The 22,057-nt window shown below is 36.8% G+C and carries 13 protein-coding genes; 5 read left to right on the top strand and 8 right to left on the bottom strand.

Going from position 1 to position 22,057, the window contains the following annotated elements:
* Window positions 1-103 precede the first annotated feature (103 nt).
* Window positions 104-3,118, top strand: coding sequence for an autotransporter outer membrane beta-barrel domain-containing protein (locus ACFIKG_RS06735; RefSeq protein WP_375651965.1), 3,015 nt, complete (start codon window positions 104-106; stop codon window positions 3,116-3,118).
* A 150-nt stretch (window positions 3,119-3,268) separates the two neighbouring features.
* Entirely contained in the window at window positions 3,269-6,679 is a 3,411-nt protein-coding gene (locus tag ACFIKG_RS06740) for an autotransporter outer membrane beta-barrel domain-containing protein (RefSeq protein WP_375651966.1), read from the top strand.
* A gap of 160 nt (window positions 6,680-6,839) precedes the next feature.
* On the opposite strand, the gene ACFIKG_RS06745 is transcribed toward ACFIKG_RS06740, so the two are convergent.
* From ACFIKG_RS06745 to ACFIKG_RS06755, 3 genes are read right to left on the bottom strand one after another with little or no spacing between them, the layout of a single operon-like run.
* Window positions 6,840-7,811: a WD40 repeat domain-containing protein gene (locus ACFIKG_RS06745; protein ID WP_375626647.1), complete on the bottom strand. Its 972-nt coding sequence runs from the start codon at window positions 7,809-7,811 to the stop codon at window positions 6,840-6,842.
* A gap of 10 nt (window positions 7,812-7,821) precedes the next feature.
* Window positions 7,822-8,844 carry a CobW family GTP-binding protein gene (locus ACFIKG_RS06750; protein WP_375626649.1) on the bottom strand — a complete coding sequence of 341 codons (1,023 nt, stop codon included), beginning with the start codon at window positions 8,842-8,844 and terminating at the stop codon, window positions 7,822-7,824.
* Window positions 8,845-8,865: 21 nt separating this feature from the next.
* Window positions 8,866-9,609: a creatininase family protein gene (locus ACFIKG_RS06755; RefSeq protein WP_375626651.1), complete on the bottom strand. Its 744-nt coding sequence runs from the start codon at window positions 9,607-9,609 to the stop codon at window positions 8,866-8,868.
* A gap of 2,181 nt (window positions 9,610-11,790) precedes the next feature.
* Between ACFIKG_RS06755 and ACFIKG_RS06760 the strand changes: the two genes are divergently transcribed.
* Window positions 11,791-12,147, top strand: a complete 357-nt coding sequence (locus ACFIKG_RS06760; protein WP_375627322.1) for a hypothetical protein — start codon at window positions 11,791-11,793, stop codon at window positions 12,145-12,147.
* A gap of 798 nt (window positions 12,148-12,945) precedes the next feature.
* Here ACFIKG_RS06760 and ACFIKG_RS06765 read toward each other — a convergent pair.
* Complete coding sequence (locus ACFIKG_RS06765) at window positions 12,946-14,280, bottom strand: NAD(P)H-dependent oxidoreductase (RefSeq protein ID WP_375626655.1); 1,335 nt, start codon at window positions 14,278-14,280, stop codon at window positions 12,946-12,948.
* A 163-nt stretch (window positions 14,281-14,443) separates the two neighbouring features.
* Here ACFIKG_RS06765 and ACFIKG_RS06770 point away from each other — a divergent pair, with 163 nt between their 5' ends.
* Window positions 14,444-14,923 carry a MaoC family dehydratase gene (locus tag ACFIKG_RS06770; RefSeq protein ID WP_273723586.1) on the top strand — a complete coding sequence of 160 codons (480 nt, stop codon included), beginning with the start codon at window positions 14,444-14,446 and terminating at the stop codon, window positions 14,921-14,923.
* A 958-nt stretch (window positions 14,924-15,881) separates the two neighbouring features.
* Here ACFIKG_RS06770 and ACFIKG_RS06775 read toward each other — a convergent pair.
* From ACFIKG_RS06775 to ACFIKG_RS06785, 3 genes are read right to left on the bottom strand one after another with little or no spacing between them, the layout of a single operon-like run.
* Window positions 15,882-16,541 carry a methionine ABC transporter permease gene (locus ACFIKG_RS06775; RefSeq protein WP_375626657.1) on the bottom strand — a complete coding sequence of 220 codons (660 nt, stop codon included), beginning with the start codon at window positions 16,539-16,541 and terminating at the stop codon, window positions 15,882-15,884.
* Window positions 16,534-17,568, bottom strand: coding sequence for a methionine ABC transporter ATP-binding protein (locus ACFIKG_RS06780; RefSeq protein WP_375626659.1), 1,035 nt, complete (start codon window positions 17,566-17,568; stop codon window positions 16,534-16,536). The genes ACFIKG_RS06775 and ACFIKG_RS06780 overlap by 8 nt, the downstream gene beginning before the upstream one ends.
* Window positions 17,569-17,595: 27 nt before the next feature.
* On the bottom strand, window positions 17,596-18,414 hold the full coding sequence (locus tag ACFIKG_RS06785) for a MetQ/NlpA family ABC transporter substrate-binding protein (RefSeq protein WP_375651967.1): 819 nt from the start codon (window positions 18,412-18,414) through the stop codon (window positions 17,596-17,598).
* A 503-nt stretch (window positions 18,415-18,917) separates the two neighbouring features.
* Between ACFIKG_RS06785 and ACFIKG_RS06790 the strand changes: the two genes are divergently transcribed.
* Window positions 18,918-19,565: an SH3 domain-containing protein gene (locus tag ACFIKG_RS06790; RefSeq protein ID WP_375651968.1), complete on the top strand. Its 648-nt coding sequence runs from the start codon at window positions 18,918-18,920 to the stop codon at window positions 19,563-19,565.
* A 285-nt stretch (window positions 19,566-19,850) separates the two neighbouring features.
* On the opposite strand, the gene ACFIKG_RS06795 is transcribed toward ACFIKG_RS06790, so the two are convergent.
* On the bottom strand, window positions 19,851-20,882 hold the full coding sequence (locus tag ACFIKG_RS06795; RefSeq protein WP_375627325.1) for an aspartate-semialdehyde dehydrogenase: 1,032 nt from the start codon (window positions 20,880-20,882) through the stop codon (window positions 19,851-19,853).
* Window positions 20,883-22,057: the final 1,175 nt, after the last annotated feature.

Raw genomic sequence — 22,057 nt, forward strand, 5'->3', positions numbered from 1 at the left:
TTATATTAATAATTAAGTTAAATATTTATCGTATATTTATTTTAATAAGTTTATAATATACATTATGTGATTGTTCTTCGTTAATAAATAGGGGTAAGGAAGAATGGTGATAAATGTATTTTACAAACATGCATTTTTATACAATTTTACAACAGCTATTCTTTATTTTTTTCAGGTTGCTTATGTTAGTGCTGCAGGATCTTCAAGTGATGCAGGAGAGGCATTTTATAAATGCGATGATAGAAAAACACACTTTCTCGCAAATAAAGTTTATTACTTAAAAAATTCTCAGGAGGTTGCGCCTATTGCAGCTATATATGTAGAAAAAGTAGGCACTGTTGTTAATGCCTCTCAGATAACAGTTTATGGCGATAATCCAGATAAAATATCTGCCTATGGGGCGTATGTAAGAAATGGTGGAAAACTTAATCTAACATTTGCAGATTTCAAGGACATACCTGCTCTTCGTGCTCAAAATGCAGTTATTAGCATGACAGTAGGGGAAATTAAGGGTGCTTCACATGCTATTTATGCATGGGGGAAAGAAACGGATATTGCTTTAGAGAGTGTGAATATCGATATTGAGCCAGATAATTTGAAGGTAAAAGGGATCGGTATTATGAGTGGTTTTGATGCAATGGTTAGAATGTCAGAAGGTACCGTTAATTTTAATAAGATTGGCTCATTTTCAACTCGGTTTGGGGGGCGCTATATTCTTGATACTATGTGTATTACGGGGCAAGGAAGGAGGGAGGAAGCTAGAACAGATGGTGATGGCGCTATGGGGGTATTGCCGGAAGCTTTTGAGGTTTTTCAAGGAGGTGATGTTTATTTGAAAAAAGGTTTTATTCATCTTAACAATATGCACGCATTCTTGATTAAAAATTTTTCAGGTTATGTAGAAAACAATGGCAAATTAATTCAAAAGTATGTTTCGCCAGATGGCTTTAAGAATACAAGTATTAAGATAGAAAAAAACGATATTTCTGTGAAAGGGGAGGGAGTACATGGTCTGTATTTTAATGTTTTAGCTCCAGAAGAGCTTGCTAAGATGACTAGGCAACGAGATGATGAAAAAGTTTTAGAAACCCAAAAAGTTCTCACGGGGAAGGCATTTGTTTATTTATCACAGACAAATATGACAGTTCCAGATGGTATTGCGATTTATGCGAAGGGAAATAGAGGCTATAGGGCTGAAGGTATTCTTGAATTATCTGATGAAACAAAGATTTCTGGTGATTTGTTGTTAAAAGCTGAAAACAACGCTTCTCTATTGGTGAAAGCGAATTCTTCTTCTCTGACAGGAGGGACGCGTGTTGACGATAAATCAACTATTGATTTAGAGTTAACCCGTTATTCAACATGGTATCTTACTAAAAGTAAATACAACGGTTTACGGGAATCTGTTTCATCTCTTTCTTCTCTAAGTCTTTCCAATAGTACACTGATCTTTTATGATGAAGATATATTGAATGGTTATCAAACGCTACGCATTGGAAAAAGGCCGGATATAGGCGCAGGAGATAGAATTCTCGCATCAAAAGATAAAAAAGTTTACAGTGCTGAGGGAAATGCTCAGATTAAGTTGAGTGCATTTTTGAGTGATGAGGGTTTGTTTGATCCCCAAAAAACCGATCGTATATTGATTTCTGGTGATGTCTCGGGAACGACATTCATTCATGTGCGAAATTTTCCAAAAGCTGCAAATAAAGAAGTCCATGAAGGAAGAGATCAAAGCATTTCACTTATTCAAGTTGCTGGAACAGCGCAGGCAGGTTCTTTTCAACTCGCCAATGGTTATGATAGTTATACTACAGTGAAAGGTTTTCCTTATCAATATCGTATTCGTGGTTATGGTCCGAATTCGCCCTTTGGAAAAGCGGATGCTAAGCAAAGATTAGTGGAAGGTGAGGGGGATTTTTGGGATTTCCGTCTTGAAGGTATCTATATTTCTTCTAGAATAGGTACTTATAATGGTCCATTTATTAAACTGGCTTCGTTTTCATTATCTCATCCTTTAGATTCTCCGCCTCCCAATCCACTTCCTACGTCATTGACATCTGCCACACCTTCTTCTTCTACATCTTCTGACCCTGTTGAACCTTCGTCTAATCTTCCTGTGTCGCTTAATGTTCAGTCTAATCTCCAAATTAGAGCTGTTGTTCCTCAATTGCCAACTTATCTTCTTTTGCCAAATACCTTATTTCATGCTGGTTTAGTGGATATGACCACGCAAAATAAGACGGTAGAGACAATGCGGAATGCTTTTCATTCCTCTTGGAAGGATGATGAAAAGACAGCCTTTTTTCTGCATGCTTATGGTGGTAGTCATCATTATGCTTCCAATTTATCTGCTTTTGAATATGGCTATAACGCTGAGCTGAATTATAGTGCACTCGAAGCAGGTGTTTTGTTAAACGAGATTGAGAGTTTATACAGTCGTACATTCTTTGGGGCTTTGGGGAATTATGGAAATCTTTCTCTAACCCCAGAGGATGTTGAACAAAGCAAAAAAAGCGCATTTGATAAATGGTCTGTTGGAGCCTATGGAAGTTTACAGCATAATACGGGTTTTTATATCGATGGAGTATTATCGTATGGACTTTTTAAGGGAGATGTTTTGACACTAGCACGGGGCAAGGTTGTAGCGTTAAAGGGTAAACAGTTTAGCGGTTCTTTAACAAGTGGCAGAACGTTTGCAACAGGGTATAAAGGTGTTGTTTTTGATCCGCAGATTCAGGTTGTTTATCAGCATCTTCAGTTTAATCCGGCACATGATGTTGATAATATTGATGTTGATTTAGGAAAATTTCATCAATGGGTGGGGCGTGTTGGTGGGCGTTTAAGCAAGACACTTAATGTTTCTGAAAAGGGACGTGCCATTTCTTTTTATAGTAAGCTTTCTTATTTGCATAGTTTTGAAGATAAGCAATTTGTTTCTTTTAAAAACGATTTCCAATTAGGTGATTTTGGTTCTTCTTTAGAAGCGGGGCTTGGTTTTAATGCCAAACTATCTTCGAAATTTGCACTTCATGGAGATATAAATTATCAGCATAAACTGACAAAAGCAGGATTTTCTGGAATGAGCTTTTCTGGTAGATTACAATATCATTTTTAGTTATCCATAAAATATAGAATAATTTATATATAAGTATATAAGCATTATATTAATCACTAAATTAATTATTTATTGTATATTTATTTTATGAAGTTTATACTATATATTATATGATTGTTATTCTTTGATAAATATGAGTAATGAAGAATGATGGTTAATGTATTTTATAATCATACATTTTTATGCACTTTTACAACAGCTATTCTTTATTTTTTGCAAATTTTCCATCTTGAAGCTGCTGGAAGTTTATGTGATCCAGAGGCTCCATTTTATAGATGCGATGATAGAAAAACACACTTTCTCGCAGATAAAGTTTATTACTTAAAAAATTCTCAGGAAGCTGCGCCTATTGCAGCTATATATGTAGGAAAGCAAGGCACAATTGTTAATGCGTCTCGTATAACTGTTACGGGTGATAATTCAGATGAAATATCTCAATATGGTGCATTCGTACAAGATGGCGGAAAGCTTATTCTAACGGATTCAAATTTTAAGGATATCCCCGGTCTTCGTGTTCTAAATGGAGTTATTCAGATGAATGACGGGAAGATTGAGGGAACTTCGCACGCTGTTTATGCATCGGGGAAAGAGGCGAATGTTGCTTTAGTTCGTGTCAATGTTGAGATTAAACCAGACAATTTGAATGCGAATGGTATAGGGATTGTAAGTGGTCTTAATGCATTTGTTAGGATGTCAGGTAGCACTGTTACTTTTAATGAGATTGGCGCGTTTTCAACAAAGTTTGGGGGGAGATATCTTCTCGATAACATGACGATTGAGGGAAAAGGGAAAAAATACACTTCTATAGTTGATAATGAAAGTGTCGATAAATTACCAGAGGCTTTTGACATATTTCAAGGTGGCGCTGTTCAATTGAGGAATAGTTCTATTGTGCTTAATGATATGCATGGCTTTTTGGTTAAAAATTTTTCAGCTTTTGTAAATAGTAGAGGCCAGCCTATTCATAATTATGATCTATCAGACGCTTTTAAGAAGACAAATATTGAGATTGAGAGCTCAAATATTTCTGTGCAGGGAAAGGGGGCTTATGGTCTGTATTTTAATCTATTAGATCCAAACACAGTGGCCGAATATTATGGACAAAAAGGTGTTTCAAAAGAGCCAAGAATCACTATGGGAAAGGCATCTGTTCGTTTAAAACAGACAACTTTCACAGTTCCAGATGGTACAGCTATTTATGTTACTGGGCAGGGCGGTTATGGAGCTAGTGTTTCTCTTGATTTATCAGAAGCAACAAAGATCTCTGGTGATTTGTTATTAAAAGCTGAAAAGAACTCTTCTATATCTATTAAAGCAAGCGCTTCTTCCCTTACAGGGGGTGTGCACGTTGAAGATACTTCTACTGCTAGATTAGAATTAACGCGTGGTTCTACTTGGTATCTCACAAAAAGCAAATATAAAGGTTTGCAGGGTTCTGTTTTTACAGATTCATCACTTTCATCTGTGAGTCTTTCTGATAGTACATTTATTTTCAATCGGGATGTATCCAGCGGTTATCAAACATTGCGTATCGGGAATGAACGATACAAGGAGGCATACAATGCGGAGGGTAATGTTCAGATTAAGCTCAGTACGTTTTTGAATGATGATGGTTTGTTTGATTCTCAAAAAACCGATCGTATTTTGATCGATGGAGATGTTTCCGGCACTACACTGCTCGTGATGGAAAATTTTTCCAAAACTTCAGAAAAGGAAGTAAGCGGTGAAGGAAGCAACAGTATTTCACTTATCCAAGTTTCTGGATATGCGCGTGAAGATTCTTTTAAACTAATGGGCGATTATACTGCAATAAATGGTTTGCCTTATCAATATCGTCTTCGTGCTTATGGCCCAAGTTCTTCTTTTGGAAAAGCAGATCCTATGAATAGATTAGTTGCAGGAGATCGGGACTTTTGGGATTTTCGTCTCGAGGGTATTTATATTAGTCCTAAACAAGATTCTTCTACAATTTTACCTATTCCACCTTCACCTTCTGCGCCGGTAGATCCTACACCTACAGACCCTGTTCCCACTCCATTACCTACACCTATTACACCAACACCTGCTCCGTCTGCGCCCTCTGATCCAAGTGGTCCTATACCTACAGATCCTACAGATCCTTCATCTTCTTCCTCTGTGCCTATTACACCAACACCTTCTCCGTCAGCGCCCTCTGATCCAAGTGACCCTGTACCTACAGATCCTTCATCTTCTTCCTCTGTGCCTATTACACCAACACCTTCTCCGTCAGCGCCCTCTGATCCAAGTGGTCCTATACCTACAGATCCTTCATCTTCTTCCTCTGTACCTATTACACCAACACCTTCTCCGTCAGCGCCCTCTGATCCAAGTGATCCTGTACCTACAGATCCTTCATCTTCTTCCTCTGTACCTATTACACCAACACCTTCTCCGTCAGCGCCCTCTGATCCAAGTGATCCTGTACCTACAGATCCTTCATCTTCTTTCTCTGTGCCTATTACACCAACACCTTCTCCGTCAGCGCCCTCTGATCTAAGTGATCCTATACCTACAGATCCTGTCCCCACTTCGCCTGTTCCTGTTAAGCCTGATATTCAGCCCGAAATGGGAATTAGGGCGGTTGTCCCACAGTTGCCAACTTATCTCCTTTTACCAAATGCGTTATTCCATGCCGGCTTGATGGATTTTGCCTCTCAAAATAAAAAATTGGAGGCAATACGAAGCTATTCTAGAGGTTCTTTGAAAAGTGATGAAAATCCAGCATTTTTTATCCGTGGTTATGGTGGAAGCTACCACTATGCTTCAAATCTTTCTGCTTTTGAATATGGCTATGGAGCAGAACTTGATTATAGTGCACTGGAAGCAGGCGTTTTGCTGAAAGAAATTGAGAGTTCAGAGAGTTGCACATTCTTTGGGGTCACGGGAACTTATGGAAACCTCTCTCTCCATCCTCTAAATGTTGAACAAAGCAAAAAGAGTCCATTTGATAAATGGTCCGTTGCTGCTTATGGAAGTTTACAGCATGATACGGGTTTTTATATCGATGGGGTATTATCGTATGGACTTTTTAAGGGAGATGTTTTGACACTAGCACGGGGCAAGGTTGTAGCGTTAAAGGGTAAACAGTTTAGCGGTTCTTTAACAAGTGGCAGAACGTTTGCAACAGGGTATAAAGGTGTTGTTTTTGATCCGCAGATTCAGGTTGTTTATCAGCATCTTCAGTTTAATCCGGCACATGATGTTGATAATATTGATGTTGATTTAGGAAAATTTCATCAATGGGTGGGGCGTGTTGGTGGGCGTTTAAGCAAGACACTTAATGTTTCTGAAAAGGGACGTGCCATTTCTTTTTATAGTAAGCTTTCTTATTTGCATAGTTTTGAAGATAAGCAATTTGTTTCTTTTAAAAACGATTTCCAATTAGGTTTTTTTGGTTCTTCTTTGGAAGCAGGGCTTGGTTTTAATGCGCGTCTTTCTTCAAAACTTTCTCTTTATGGAGATATAACTTATCAGCATAAATTTAAGAAAGTTGGTTTTTCTGGAGCGAGTTTCTCAGCTGGTTTACGCCATCTTTTTTGACAGAGTATGGTATGTCCTTTTATAAAAAGGCAGTAGAAAATGCTGCCTTTTACTTTATTAAAATCTTCTCTTATTTTTTAGAGAGGAAGATGGGTTTTATGCGCAATTGCTTCTGGAGGATTGTGCGGCTATCTTAGCTGTGATGGTTGTTGTTGTTTTCTTAAACAGAGATGTTGATAATACCACACTCACCATTTTCGCTACCAAAGGCAAGGTTGTGCCCTGTCTGATCCCAGTTGAGCGCTGAAATGGCGCTTTTTCCATAGCCTTTTAGAAGAACTTCTTTTCCATCGTGAAAATGTGCACACAAAATCATTCCATCATTGAAGCCTATTGCTGCAATTTCTTTGCTTGGATGGCATGCAACGGTGCTGACAAGTGCATTTGCTCGTGTGCCCAGTTCTAATGGTGTTTTTCCCATGGGGCCATCTTTTGTATGAAAGGGCCAGACAATGGCTGCTGATGCACCGGATGTTGCTAACCATTTTCCCTTCGCACTCCAAGACCAGCTTTTGACTTTGCTTGGGTAGCCACTCATGCGGAGATGCTGATTATCAGTGAGACGCCAGCCATGGAGGGCGTTTTCTTGCATGGTAGAAATGACATAGCGGTTGTCTGGTGAGAAGGTGACACCAAAGTGTGCTCCTTTCCAGACCAATGTGGTGGGAGATGTTTGCGTTGATAACCAATGAAGAGTAACTCCATTGTAATGGGCAACGGCAAGTCGTAAACCTTTTGGGGCAAAAGCGAGGCCTTCTACACTGCGTTCATGTGTGAGCTCTTGTCTTTCTTTTCCAACATCCACAAATGCGAAACGTGAGGAGGAAAAAGCAAAAACTTTCCGTGGTCCAAATGCAACATTGCTTATCCATTTGCCTTCCTGTTTGCCCAGTACTTTTGTATGACCATCTACTGTTGTTTGACAGACCTTTCCGTCTTCTCCACCTGTAATGATAGCTGTGTTATCATGGGAAAAATGGCTAGAAATTATTCCTTGGTGAACTTCAATGTTTTGTGGGATTGGGTTTAAAAAAACAATGAAACCTTCGACCGAGACAAAAGCTGGTTTATTATCAATAAAACCGCAGGAAAGACAATAATTTTGTAAATTGTAATTGGTAATGCTTGGCATTTTTACTCGCTTATGCACAATTTTCAAAACCGGTTTTCAGTTTTTCGGCATCAAGGGTACGGCCAATAAAAACAAGTCGACTTTCACGTTTTTCATCTTCACGCCATGGACGTTGGTGCTGTCCTTCAAGGATCATGTGTATGCCTTGAATGACATAACGATCATCGTCTCCTTGAAATGCGATAATGCCTTTTAAACGCAAAATATCAGGACCTTGTTGTTGCGTGATCTGTTGAATCCATGGGAAAAATTTTTCTGGTTGAAGGGCACCTGTTTTTAAACTTACAGAGGTTATTGTAATATCATGAATGGTGGATTTGTGGTGATGTACATGATCATGATTACAATCGGGACCACAGACATGGTTTGCGTGCTGATGGTCAAGAAAATGGGGATCATTATCTAAAGTGCGTTGGAGATCAAAGGAACCTCGATCGAGGAGTTTATCAAGAGGGATGTTAGCGCGCTCTGTTGCGTAAATTATGGCTCTGGGATTAATTGCAAGAATGAGCGATTGCGCGTGTGCACGTTCTTCTTCGCTGACAAGATCAATTTTATTTAAGAGAACAATATCAGAGAAAGCAATTTGTTCTTCAACTTCACGACTTTTTTTCAGTTGAGAGGGCAAATGCTTTGCATCAACGACCGCGATCACACTGTCGAGAGCTGTTTTTTCATGGACCGTATCATCCATGAAAAAGGTCTGTGCTACGGGAACGGGATCTGCAAGTCCTGTCGTTTCTATAATGATCGCATCAAATCGATGAGAACGTTGCATCAGACTTTCCAGAATGCGAATAAGATCACCACGCACAGTGCAGCAAACACAGCCATTATTCATTTCATAAATTTCTTCATCTGATTCAATGATCAGGTCATTATCAATACCAATTTCACCAAATTCATTGACAATGACGGCATAACGTTTGCCATGATTTTCACTGAGAATGCGGTTGAGAAGGGTAGTTTTTCCTGCACCAAGATAGCCTGTGAGAACCGTAACGGGAAGTTTTTTGGGGTGTGTTGTTTCCATGGAGAGACCTTTTATTGTTCTTTATTGCCATGTATTTATTTTAAATCGATTGATATCATCAAGTAAACCACGAAGCCCACAAAGAACATGAGAGAAAATTGCTTCACCGGCTTGCGGTGTTGCTTTGCTTGCGTTTCCTGCTGCACCTTGCGTATTTAGATCTCGCATTGTCCACCCAAAGGCATGAGGACCATAAGCGCGTAAATACTGATAGTTGGCAATCATATCAGCTTGCTTATTATAAAAATTTTCTGCTTTCTCCATATGCACTTTTTCGGGTGCTAAATAGAGCATGAGAGAGGTTTCGATAAATCCTCCATGGATATCAAGATGCTGTTGAGACGGTGCCATTAAACCTTGCGGTAGGCCAAAACGACTCCAACTTGTTGCTACCGCAAGCATTGAAAAACGCCTCCGTAATTCGGTGATAACAATGCTCATTAAGGGTGAATTGCCTCCATGGGCATTGAGAAGAAGAAAACGCTTTATTCCTTTGCGATAGCAGTTTTCACCAATGCTTATCCATCGCTCAATAGCATCAGAAAAGGTAAGGGTTTGTGTGCCTGTAACATCCATATGTTCTATAGAATAGCCAATCTTTTCAACCGGTAAAAGTGCTATATGAAATTGCTCTTTTGTTTGTAAAGTGAGGGCTTTTGCAAAAGCTTCAGCAATGATCCAGTCGGTTTCGAAGGGAAGGTGCTCTCCGTGATATTCGTGTGCGCCCAAAGGTAAAAGAGCGAGAAAAGGCGTGTCAGATACCATAAATTATTGCCCAAAAGAGAAGTTAACACAGAAAAAATGATCAAAAGTGCTGTCACTATTTAATCTATCTATAAGAGAAACGCAAATAGGCGTCTTTTTACATCACATATGGATGCTATAAAAATGAGAGCTTTGTCAAACAATAGTGAAGATTTTATTGAGCAAAGCCAACTCAAATTTTTTGTAATATGAGGCGAGCTTTCTAAAGATAGCTATCTTTGGTAAGATTTTCTGATTCATATTCTCATTTTTAATAAGTAAATATTCATACAGATTAAATACTTCACATCATGTAATGAAAAATAATTTTTTCATTGTTTATTGAAAGCGCAATTTTTTCTGTAAGTTGTATATTCTTCTTTTTACTATGGAGCGAGGATAACAAAACTATTTCTATTGTTGCAATAGTACAGACTTTGGTTGAAATCAGGAGTTCTAAATTCTTAATTCAAGTATCTGTATAGTACAAAAGAATAGAAATTTTTTTGATTGATTTTACTTTGGATAGTGTCTTAACAGACTTTAGTGTTCATGAGAAAAAATGAATATAAAGGGAAAAATTCACGTAAGATGAACTTGAATCTCAGAGAGCTCGATGAGTTTATAAGATGATTCAAGAAGAAATACCGTTGGATACATGATAAACAGAACGCTATTGTGTTGCACATTGATACGCTTGTTTTAAAGAAACCTTTCTCAAGGTATCCAAGCCTATTTTGTGATACTGTTCGTGAATGGTATAATGGTAAATCCTCATAATATAAAATCTATTGCACTTCACTATCTTTACATTTTTAAATTAAAAAGGGGCTCCACCATTCACTTTTCCAGTTTTCAATACTGTGTTAGCCGCGCTTGATATTTAAAATATCTCATAAGTGATATTTTCCTTTCTTCAAGTGTGTTTACACACACACATCGTTTTCTTTTGTGCTTTGAAAGCGAAGAATATTGATTAATTCAATATAAACAGCGTTAAAATTAAGAGAATCCTATAATAGTCAGCTCTGTCATTCAACATGCAAAACAATAAATTATTATTATAGATGAGTATTCTGCTATTAAAATGATCGGTTGGTAAATTTATCATTTAATATCATTTTTCTTTCAAGCATTTGATCAATTATTTATTTTGTACAAATTGCAGACAGTTATGTGAATATTGCCAAAAATTTATTTCAAAGAGAATTTTTTTATTAATACAGAGTAAATATAAATAGGGCTGTGCTCTACAATATTGAAGAAAAATATGGAATAAACTTTATGAAAATTAAGAAAGAAAATTGTTTTTCAGTATTTTGGGGGATCATCTCATTTTTTATGACTCTCTTTTTATTTAATTTTAGGTAGTTTGTTGGTGCTCTATTGTTGCTTATAATGTTTTTGTAAATCTGATAGATTTACTTATTTTATGCGTTTGTTTTGTTAGGTTTGAATGTCAATATTTTGAGTTTTTATGCTGTATGAGATAAAGGGGCTGAATTACCTTTTGAAGATGCTATGCGCTATTTTTCTTTATATATCAGTAAAAGTTGAGAATTATTTTATTAACGTCTTTTCTATTTGAAAATAGATATCTTAATTTCTTTTTACATTTTATAACTGTTTTATAGAAAAATAATACAATATTTTAATGTTTATTTATTATGATATATTTGTTTTATATCGAGTTTTTTATTCGCTATCAATTTTATTTTCAAGTTTATTGATGAGCGATATAATAAAAATCCATTAATTACTATTTCATTTGTATATTTATTGAAAATAATATATGATAATTATCATTATAATGGCGGTTTTTAATGTTATAGTTCTTTAAAATTTAATTACATTTTAAATTATTTATAAAAGTTCTATTATATAAATTTTCAAATGAATTTATTTTTTTAATCTTTATTATAATAAGCAATTTGACAAATTTTTATTATTTTGAAGTAGATAAATAACAATGACAATATCTTACTGTTAAGATATTAGTTATTATAGTGTAAAATGAATAAATTATTTTTATCATTTGCTGTTTTATGTCTTTACATGTAATACACAATGTGTTATATAATATAATTACATATAATATTTTATTATGTGCAATTATATAAATGATTAAATATAATTTTTGGTTTTTATATATGTGAATATTCTTTCATTTTTTCAGTGAAGAAAAGAGGAGCAAAGAAAGCTATGTTTAAAATATTTAAAAATCGTGTATGTTCATTTACTTTTACACTATTTATTCTCTTTTTTGTACAAACTATAGAGGGAAATGCAAGTTTTGTAAAAAATCAATTTCAAGAGAGAATGGCAGTTACTATTTCTACACTAGAAAAAGATGTAGCTATTAAAGCTGTGGATAGAGCTGTTATTCAAGGCGTTGAGGAACAAGATGGCATTGCTTTGGGGAAAGCTGAAAAAACTGCTGCCTTTTCAGGTGCAGCCTGTTGGGGGGGAATAGGTATTTTATCACTTCTTGCTTCTTTATGTGTTGGGGATGTATTAGGTGCTGTTATATCTCTTTGGGGAATATTCACTACACTTTAGTAAAAAGATCATCGACAAAGTCTATGATCTTTTTGTTCGCCTCATGATTTTGAAAAATAAATATTTGAAATTATTTATACTGTATTGGATAAAAAATTACTATTCTTAATACTAAATATAGTTTTATTAACATTATTAAAGTTCAAGATCCTACATTTATGTTTTTTTACAAAATAGAGTAACCTGATTTTTTACAGTTTATGTTTATTCTCTAGTAATAAGGTTAGTATACTCATTATCTTTATCAGCTTTTTAATATTGTCTATCTTCTCTCATATGAAGATTATTCATCAAAGGCATATTTTATCCTTTTTAAATTTTTTGATTTTTTATAAGAGAACAAAATAAAAAGATCCCTGTATTCATAGCTCTTATGCAATAAGAAAAATGATAAATTATTATTTCAAATTTGTTTATGTTAAATCCATCAAAAGTATTTTTACGTATCACAAGTTGCGTTCGTGTATGGATAAAATTATTAAAAAAAAGAGTAAAAATTCTTCTTATGAATCATCTCTAAGGTCCAAGGGCTGTCGTAATATTGACCAAATAAATGATGATGCCGGTTTGTATTTTTATAGAGTAAAGATAGTGATACACAATGAATCTTATGCCATATCATGGGGTGGTTTATATTGTAGCATTTACGCGCCATATTGTGAGAGGGAAGTGGTGATATGCATCGTTAAAAAATGCCTTTATTAAAACACAAACACTTGTGTTTGCGATACAAGTGCATTCTGGGTTGTTCTGTTGTGTGAGGCAAAGATATTGTTAAGTGAGGTAATTAAGGAGTGTTTATAGCTTAGCGGAAGAAGGGCAATGAAGTAAAAGGTCTTGTTTAGCACGAAGACGTGCAATCCATTGATCTTCACGAATAGCAGTATTATGTAGTGTAATGAGTTCGTTTTTTTTAATTTCAGCTGTTACTGTTGCTTTTTCTAAAAGACCACAAGGAATGGCGTGGTGAGCGCGTGCTTCTGCGATGTTCATTATCCAAGCGCGATAAGTATAAAGACCGATAAAGTCTAGCTGATCACCTGGATATAAATCTTTTTTAGCAACAGCACAGACTTCTACTACGGGATGGCTAAAAGGAGCCATATCTTTTTTGCCATAAAGCATAACGCGTGCGCAGGTGAGGGGAACTTCCATTGCTGTTAAATGATAGGGACGGTGAAAGGTGAAATAAGGCCCCTGACCAATTTTTAAATCTTCCATACGTTCGCGTAAACGTGGGTGCGCTATTTCTGCAATGACAAAGACACCTGGAGAAACACCTTGGCCTGTTGAATAATCTACAATACCATATCGCTGCAAAATGCCTCCATCTTGTTTTGGGATAAGCACTTTGTTTAGATCTTGCAGCGCCGCTTGTGGTCCATGCATTCCTGGGCAATCGGGGAGAAGTCCAGTGGCATTGGCAATTGCTGCCATTTCAACCATCGTTTTGGAACCATCAATAAATTCAACCAACATGCGCACATTCATATTACGCCGGAATGCTTCTTCTTCGTAAGCATCAGGTGTAGCATCAAAGCGCAGAGGATTATTTTTTCCTTTACCTGCTGCAACAACCTTATGTCCAAGGGCTGAAACAAATTCTATGAGTTCCATACAAGAAGTTGGTTCATCTCCGGCACCAAGTGTATAAATGAGCCCTCGTTTCTCTGCTTCATGTTTGAGATAAGCGCCAATTGTAACATCTGCTTCAACATTCATCATGACAAGATGTTTGTTATTTTCAAGCGCTTTGATACCAATTTCTGCTCCTGCTTCGGGATAGCCTGTTGCATCAACGATAATATCAATTTGTTCATGACGTAAAACAAGGTTAATATCATCTGTTGCTGCAATCAAATTTTTTTCAATGCTTTGCGTGAGAGCATAAGTATTTTCAACTTCACAGGCATGTCCATCCTCGCCATAGGCTATTGTAGCGGCATCAAAAATACGTGACGGCGTCCTAGTGGCTACTGCAGCGACTGTTATACCATCCATATGCGCGATACTTGATAATAAATCTGTGCCCATTTCACCACAACCAATCAGTCCAATACGGATGGGGGGATGCTTTTCTGCACGTTGTTTTAAATCATGCGCTAAACCTGTTAGGTTCACATTGCTTGCCATTCTTTTTTCCCATTTGAAAACTATTCTGCTAAAGAATTTTTCTCATTCATAAGGTGCATTTGTTTTTAAGACAATTAATCTTTTATTCTTGATGCTCTAATCAATGGATTTTATAAAAGCAAGAGGGGTGGTTGTTTTTATCAAGTAAAATAGGAATAGCGTTATGCAGCAAAAAATAGCAATACAAGATGTTACCAGTTTTATTGGGAAAGAAGTGGGATTATCGGGGTGGCGTCTTGTTACACAGGATATGATTAATCAGTTTGCATGCGCTACAGATGATCATCAATGGATACACGTTGATGAGGAAAAGGCTAAAAAGACACCTTTTGGAGGCACAATTGCTCATGGGTTTTTAACATTATCGCTTTTATCTACGCTCGCTTATGAGGCTCTTCCAGAGTTGGAGGGAAGCACAATGGGGATTAATTATGGTTTCGATAAAGTACGCTTCATGAGTCCTGTGAAAACAGGGGTACGGGTACGTGCGCGTTTTGTGTTAGATGATGCAGAAATTCGCCCTTCTGGTCGAGTGGTTTTCCATTATGGGGTTACGGTAGAAATTGAACAGTTAAAAAAACCAGCTCTTACGGCTCAATGGCTTATTGTGGCAGTGATGGGGGAAAAATCTTCCAATATCTAGATTAGTTTGAGTACTTTATTTTATAAAATTTTTGTACAATTCTATTAGAAGTTTCTTCAATGATAATATTGAGAATAATCTATAGGGTGATAGATATCCTGGAGCTATCATAGCGTTTATAGCCATAGTAGATTGCTATCTTTCCTAGATCGTTTTGAAGAGGAGTTTCCTAGTGAAGATAGTGCATTGCTTCACGCTTTTGTTTATAGCATTCTTTAATGGTATCACAGCTCTCACATAAAACAGAATGTTTCAAATGGAATATACTTGCGTTGCTAATTCACGGGCTTATTTTAAAGAAACATCTCTCAACGCTCGTCACACCCATTTCGCAATGGCGCCTGTGAATAGTATAACGGTAAAGCCATTGAGCATCCCTATATCTTTATGCTTGTGAAGAAGAAAACCGGTACTATCATATTATATGCTAGCACCTTATATGCTAGCACCCAATGTTAAGACAGGTCTTGGTGCTTGAGATAATTCATAAGAGGCACGCCTTCCTTTCTTGTATAGTTTTTACTCACACGGCTCTTCCCGCTTGTAACATGCAAGCGAGAGGTTTTGATTGATTCGATATGGAACAAATTTTGAATGAGAGAATCTTACGGTATTCAGAATTCTCATTCAATATGAATAACGTCATATTATCACTATAAATTCAATATGTTATCTAAGGTTTTGAAAGGTCGTGACCAATGTCTTAATTTGACATGATAATTTATCATTTTTATGTTAAGAGAGAGTCTCACATACTGTGAGATCTCTCATTTTATTCCCTTTTATGTTCAATCCGTTAAAACTATTTTCTTTCATGTTACAAACGGATGGGGAGAGATAAAAACTGTTTAAGAAAAAAGTTCCTAATCTCTTATGAGCGTTTTCGATAGGCAAGGGTTGTTGCACTTGGAAAGTGGCAAAGAGGATGATGGTACTGGTATGTGAAATTCTAAGTCTTTTAATGTTTTGTTTTATCAAGTTTTTGTACGATTTTATCAGAAGTCCATTGGGTTATAATATTGAGCATGATCAAAAGAATGATGACAATGGTCATGATGAAGGTATTATAGCGTTGATAGCCATAGCGGATTGCCATATCCCCTAAACCGCCTCCACCAAGATATCCAGCAAGTGAGGTGGCTCCTATGAGAGAAATGACCATGACTGTAAAACCTGTAATCAGGCTAGGGAGAGCTTCAGGAATAAGAACATGTCTGATAATTTGAAGACGGCTTGCGCCCATAGAGCGGATCGCTTCAATGAGACCGTTTTCAACGGTTTTAAAAGAGAGTTCCGCCATGCGTGCATAAAAAGGGATAGCTGAAATGGTCAGTATAAAAATTACAGCAGGCATTCCTATCCCTCTTCCTACAACGATACGCGTAACGGGAAGAAGATAAAATGCAAGAATAATAAAGGGAATGGCACGAATACTGTCAATGATGATGCTTAAAGGGCGATTGATGAGAGATGAGGAAAAAATCCCCCCACGTGCTGTTGTGTGAAGAAGAAGACCAAGGGGAAGTCCTATAATAAATGCCATAAAAGAAGCACTAAGTGTCATCAATATTGTATCAATAACAGCTTGGGGAAGTTCATGAGACAAAACATTAAACATAACCTAACACCTCGCAATATCGTCCTTTTTCTGTTAACCATTGAACGGCTTTTTTTAAAGCTTCTTTATCTTGAGCAGGAAGAGCAAGGAAGAGGCGCCCGATGGTTTCGCCTTGGACTGTATCAATGCCACCATGGAGAATACGTGCTCTTAAACCACTCTCATTTTCTAGAAGATGAAGAAAAGGTTGTTGGGCGATTTCGCCGGCAATATTGATTTCAATGACAGCTTCTCGCCCGATTGGTTTGAGATTTTTCGCAAATTTTTCAGGAAGTTGCGGGGTGACAAGCTTGAGCATGGCTATGGTTGTATCGTCTTGCGGTGATGTAAAGATGTCTTTCACACGTCCTTCTTCTACGATGTTCCCCTGATTAAGAACAACAACGCGATGCGCTATGGTGCGCACAACTTCCATTTCATGGGTGATGAGCACAATCGTGAGATTGAGGTGTTTATTAATATCAGCAAGGAGCTCTAGAATAGATTGTGTTGTTTCAGGGTCAAGAGCAGAGGTGGCTTCATCTGATAACAATATTTTAGGATTAGCAGCGAGCGCACGAGCAATGCCAACGCGTTGTTTTTGTCCCCCTGACAATTGTGCCGGATAACAATATTCCTTTCCATATAACCCAACCAATTCAATCAGTTCAAGGGCACGTTTGTGGCGTTGTTTTTTACTTACACCACTTAATTTAAGCGGCAATGCAATGTTATCAAGAATATTTTGCGATGAGAGAAGGTTGAAATGTTGAAAAATCATCCCAATTCGTTGACGGTAAGGCGCCCACTCTATCTCTGATAGATTTGAAATATCAACACCTTCAAAAAAAATGGACCCTGCATCAATCTTCTCTAACCCATTTAAACAGCGGATAAGTGTTGATTTTCCTGCTCCACTGCGCCCAATAACCCCAAGGATTTCACCAGCATGGATATTTAAAGAGAGATTATTAATTACCGGAACACCAGCCGTTTTGTTAAAACAACGGCTGATGTTTTTTAAGGAGATAAGAGTAGGTTTTTCCATTCACAATTACTCGGATATTTGGCACAATTACCAAGAAGTTTGGGCGGTTTTGCCAAAAATCTCTTTTATTTTTGCACGGATGAGATCGTTGTTGTAAGCGGCAACTAATTTTTTAACCCATGGCTCATCTTTTTCGCTCGTGCGTACAACGATGATATTATCATAAGGATTATTTTTTGCACTCTCCCATGCGACGACATCTTTTTCGAAGTTTAATCCGGAAACAATAGCCCAGTTTGTGTTTATAATAGCAAGATCAAAATCGTCAATAGCTCGCCCTAACATACCAGCATCGAGCTCACGAATTTGCAGGTTTTTAGGATTTTCGATAATATCAAGTGGAGATGCAAGAATATTATGAGGATCTTTTAACTTAATGAGACCTAAAGAATTGAGAAGAAGTAAGGCTCTTCCACCATTAGATGGGTCGTTCGGAATACCAACATGTGCACCATCACGTAGATCTTTTAAGTCTTTGATTTTGTGTGAATAAACACCAATTGGAGCAATAAAAGTATAGCCGACAATTGAAAGTTTATAGCCACGTTGTTTCATTTGTTCATTAAGATAAGGGGCGTGCTGAAAAGCATTCGCATCGATCTCTCCTGCGTTAACAGCGTCATTAGGCAAAGCGTAATCAGAAAAATAAACGAGTTCAATATCTAAACCGGATTTTTTAGCCTGTTCAGCAGCAGTTTTCCAAATAATCGCATCCCGCCCTTCCATAATACCAAGTTTGATTTTTGATTTGTCTGTAGCCATGACGCAAGCAGTAGATAAAAAAAGTGCAAAGAGAGAGAGGAATAATCCTATAATCTGACTGCGAGAAAAAAATTTTAATGTCATGTGCTTTTAACTTTCTTTTCCAAGAGATTTTTTGAGGGAAGTTTCAATATACTCTGTATTTTTTTAGGAAGATTTAAAGTTATACAAGCTTTAGAGAATATTCAATCACTTTTATTTTTAAAAGATTATTATTTTTCCTTTTATTTTTGGTATTTTGGGGGCGTATCATCATTCATTCTCTGTAATTCAGGCAATCAATTCTTTTATTGCAATCATTTGTTGAGGGAACCAATAACACTTTAAAAACTTCTTTAAAGGACGATTGGTTGAAGAACCAAACAATCAGATGATGCTTTAGGCGTAAATTCATGAAGAACATACTGCGCAACCAAGATCAAAAGTCCGTGTTCGTGTAGAGGGGGGAATAAAGAGAGATTTTGTTGCAATGTTGTGGGGTCTTTTTGGCGGGAAATAAAGGTTGCTGATCATTGGATTTAAACGCGGCAAATTTTTGCAAAGGCGAAATTTTGCCCTTCACATGTTTTGAGAGAGGAAGAAAAATAATGTTAAGAAAGAAATTTTTATCAATAACAATGATTTTATGGGCTTTGGGAGCGTCGGGGGTGGTTGTGACTGCTTTTCACGCGGAAGCTGGAACCATTGCTGGAACAGTTGCTCGTGTTGCATCAGGTCAGGTATCTTTACGCACAGGTCCTGCAACAGCTTATAAAGTGATCACAATGGTTCCAATGGGAGCAAAAGTGCAAATTTATGGCTGTTTATCCAATAAAACTTGGTGTTCTCTTGGTTATCATGGAAAAGTTGGTTGGGCATCTGCACGTTATGTCAATGTTAGCGATGTTCCTACCATTGCTTTTACAAAGATGCCAGTAAAGCCAAATGCTATGATAAAATCGTCAAAAGTAAAAAAAGAAAAAGTAAAACAGGCTGTTTCCGATTTTAAAGTTCTTCCGGCGATTCAAAAAACACGGAAAAATATGCAAAAACTATACAGAACAGATATGATTATCGATTCTACAGGTGTCAAGAAAAGGGATGAACGAACAATTTTAAATCCGTCGCCAAAAGCACAAGAAGTTTCTGTAAAGCGCGTGAATGCTTATAACCCCTTGTTTCCTGATAATGTCAATTACAAAAATTTTGAACGTAACGAAACGCGTTACCGTGTTGTGACCTATCCTGCTCGATAAAGGTAAAGTTAATTTCACAACCGGAATGACAAAAAGGATCAGCAGTATGAAGCAAAAAATGCTTATGCTGCTAATCCTATTCTACCATAAAATGGCATTAAGATGGCGATGATTAACTTAAGGCGGCAAGGTATATCATGGATATTCAGAGTAAAATTGTTAATATCCCGAATCACAGTCCTTTAAAATGGCGATATGAATCCTCAGCAGGAGATAAGATCCTGCTGAAGAGAAACCGGACTTTTGACAGACCGGCGAGGGCTCTTCATCCTTTTGGACAGGGCGTTAATTTGCGGACTTAGGCTTTATCAAATTACGAGAAATGAGCAATTCAGCAATTTGAACGGCATTCAATGCTGCTCCTTTTCTTAAATTATCGGCGACAACCCAGAAAGCTAAACCATTTTCAACGGTGATATCTTCACGAATGCGGCTAATAAAGGTGTCATCTTCTCCTGTACATTCATAAGGTGTGGTATAGCCACCATCTTCGTGTTTATCGATAAGCTGACAACCGGGAGCATCGCGGAGAAGCGCTTGTGCTTCAGATACGCTTAGTGGTTTTTCAAATTCAACATGGACAGCTTCGGCATGACCGATAAAGACAGGGACCCGAACAGCAGTGGCCGTTAACTTAATCTTCGGATCGAGAATTTTCTTTGTCTCAGCAGTCATTTTCCATTCTTCTTTTGTATAACCATCTTCCATGAAAACATCGATATGAGGAATGACATTAAAGGCAATGCGTTTAGTGAATTTTTTTGATGTAATTGGGTCAGCAACAAAAACTGCACGTGATTGTTCGAAAAGTTCATCCATTCCTTCTTTACCAGCTCCAGAAACCGATTGATATGTAGAGACAACAACACGTTTAATGATTGCAGCATCATGGAGTGGTTTTAAAGCTAAGACCAGTTGAATTGTTGAACAATTAGGGTTTGCTATAATATTACGTTTAGAAAAGGCATTTATAGCTTCGGCATTGACTTCAGGGACGATCAACGGAACATTGGAATCATAGCGCCATGTGGAGGAATTATCGATGACGACACAGCCGGCAGCAGCGATTTTAGGAGCATATTCTTTGGAAATGCTCCCTCCCGCAGACATAAGACAAAAATCTGTGTCAGAAAAATCGTAAGTATCCAGTGCTTTTACTTTTAAAGTTTTATCTCCATAAGAAACTTCTTGTCCTAATGAGCGTCGTGATGCTAGAGGGACAATTTCATGCGCAGGAAAACCACGTTCTTCTAAAATTGTAAGCATTTCACGACCAACATTTCCGGTTGCGCCGACAATTGCAACTTTAAAACTCATTTTCTATATACTCCTCATGTCTCTCCACGTTTATTCCCCGTGCTATACTCAGGAGAGAGTGAGTTGGTCAAGGAACATCATTAAATTATATTTTTGATTTTCAACAACTCAATTTTGTGCACACCAATCATCATCGTCAGCACAATAAATTGTTTTATTTCAAATGATAAGTCTTTTTTAATCTTTCAGAATTGAAAAAATTGAATATTGTACGCTAAACTATTAGCTCGTTAGAGAGCACTTTAATTAAGTGAATTCTTTATCTTCTGTCAATGTTTACCTTTACACTTTTGAATTTTTTAAGGATGGTATTACGTATCGCGTTGGGGGAATCTTTTAATACTCTATCTGTTAATTGTTGAATTATTTGATCTTCTCCCTATGCCTTTAAAAGCGAAGCTTCCTATTCAGTCTGTAAACAGCCAGATTCTAGCGGTACTTTTAGCAGCTTCCCATTTTTCACTTGAAACTTAAGGCTCAATAAGAAAGCCTAAAAATATTTAAAAAGACATTTAGCATCTAAAAACATTTGAATGTTTCAAGGAGGTATGCATGCTTCATATTTTCATACCTTAAATGATAGAATTTATGGCACAACAAGATAAACTTAAGTATCCATTATATAAATAAATTCTTATGAAAGTTATACATATAGTTTTTTCGTGTCTGTTTTTTACTTTAATCCTGTTATGCTATAAAATATCGTCATTTGAAGTATGGTGGTATAAGATCTTTAAGCTTTCTTGATATATTTAAGTGTTTTTTAGTGTGTGTGAATATTCGTAGGCTTGTTTGGCGAGCCTTTTGTTTCAAGTGGATTATATCAGTGGAAAGCCGTTGAACACCCCCATGTTTAATAAAAGAGTAAGTTAGCATCATCATACATTTTTCCGGCATTCAATGCGGCTACAGTTCTTGGTATGTGAGACGATTCAATTAAGAGATATGCCTTTTTTGTACATTTTTACTCACACGCCAACTCTGCTTGTAATGTGCAAATAAATGATTTTGATTGATTCAATATAGAACAAGTTTGAAATGAAAGAATTTTATGATATTTGAGACACTTATTCAATATACATAACGTTAGATTATCATTATAAATCAAAGCGCTATTGCTAAGTTAAACTCGTTAGAATTCGGACTATTTACAGACCAGATTAGATTTAAGAATT

It is taken from the genome of Bartonella sp. LB28NMGDW (genome assembly GCF_042194435.1).
Classification (GTDB): Bacteria; Pseudomonadota; Alphaproteobacteria; order Rhizobiales; family Rhizobiaceae; genus Bartonella; species Bartonella grahamii.

Bases quoted from the DNA above. Each gene is read 5' to 3' on its own strand.
- ACFIKG_RS06735 (WP_375651965.1), top strand. From the start codon at position 104: ATGGTGATAAATGTATTTTACAAACATGCATTTTTATACAATTTTACA.
- ACFIKG_RS06740 (WP_375651966.1), top strand. From the start codon at position 3,269: ATGGTTAATGTATTTTATAATCATACATTTTTATGCACTTTTACAACA.
- ACFIKG_RS06745 (WP_375626647.1), bottom strand. From the start codon at position 7,811: ATGCCAAGCATTACCAATTACAATTTACAAAATTATTGTCTTTCCTGC.
- ACFIKG_RS06750 (WP_375626649.1), bottom strand. From the start codon at position 8,844: ATGGAAACAACACACCCCAAAAAACTTCCCGTTACGGTTCTCACAGGC.
- ACFIKG_RS06755 (WP_375626651.1), bottom strand. From the start codon at position 9,609: ATGGTATCTGACACGCCTTTTCTCGCTCTTTTACCTTTGGGCGCACAC.
- ACFIKG_RS06760 (WP_375627322.1), top strand. From the start codon at position 11,791: ATGTTTAAAATATTTAAAAATCGTGTATGTTCATTTACTTTTACACTA.
- ACFIKG_RS06765 (WP_375626655.1), bottom strand. From the start codon at position 14,280: ATGGCAAGCAATGTGAACCTAACAGGTTTAGCGCATGATTTAAAACAA.
- ACFIKG_RS06770 (WP_273723586.1), top strand. From the start codon at position 14,444: ATGCAGCAAAAAATAGCAATACAAGATGTTACCAGTTTTATTGGGAAA.
- ACFIKG_RS06775 (WP_375626657.1), bottom strand. From the start codon at position 16,541: ATGTTTAATGTTTTGTCTCATGAACTTCCCCAAGCTGTTATTGATACA.
- ACFIKG_RS06780 (WP_375626659.1), bottom strand. From the start codon at position 17,568: ATGGAAAAACCTACTCTTATCTCCTTAAAAAACATCAGCCGTTGTTTT.
- ACFIKG_RS06785 (WP_375651967.1), bottom strand. From the start codon at position 18,414: ATGACATTAAAATTTTTTTCTCGCAGTCAGATTATAGGATTATTCCTC.
- ACFIKG_RS06790 (WP_375651968.1), top strand. From the start codon at position 18,918: ATGTTAAGAAAGAAATTTTTATCAATAACAATGATTTTATGGGCTTTG.
- ACFIKG_RS06795 (WP_375627325.1), bottom strand. From the start codon at position 20,882: ATGAGTTTTAAAGTTGCAATTGTCGGCGCAACCGGAAATGTTGGTCGT.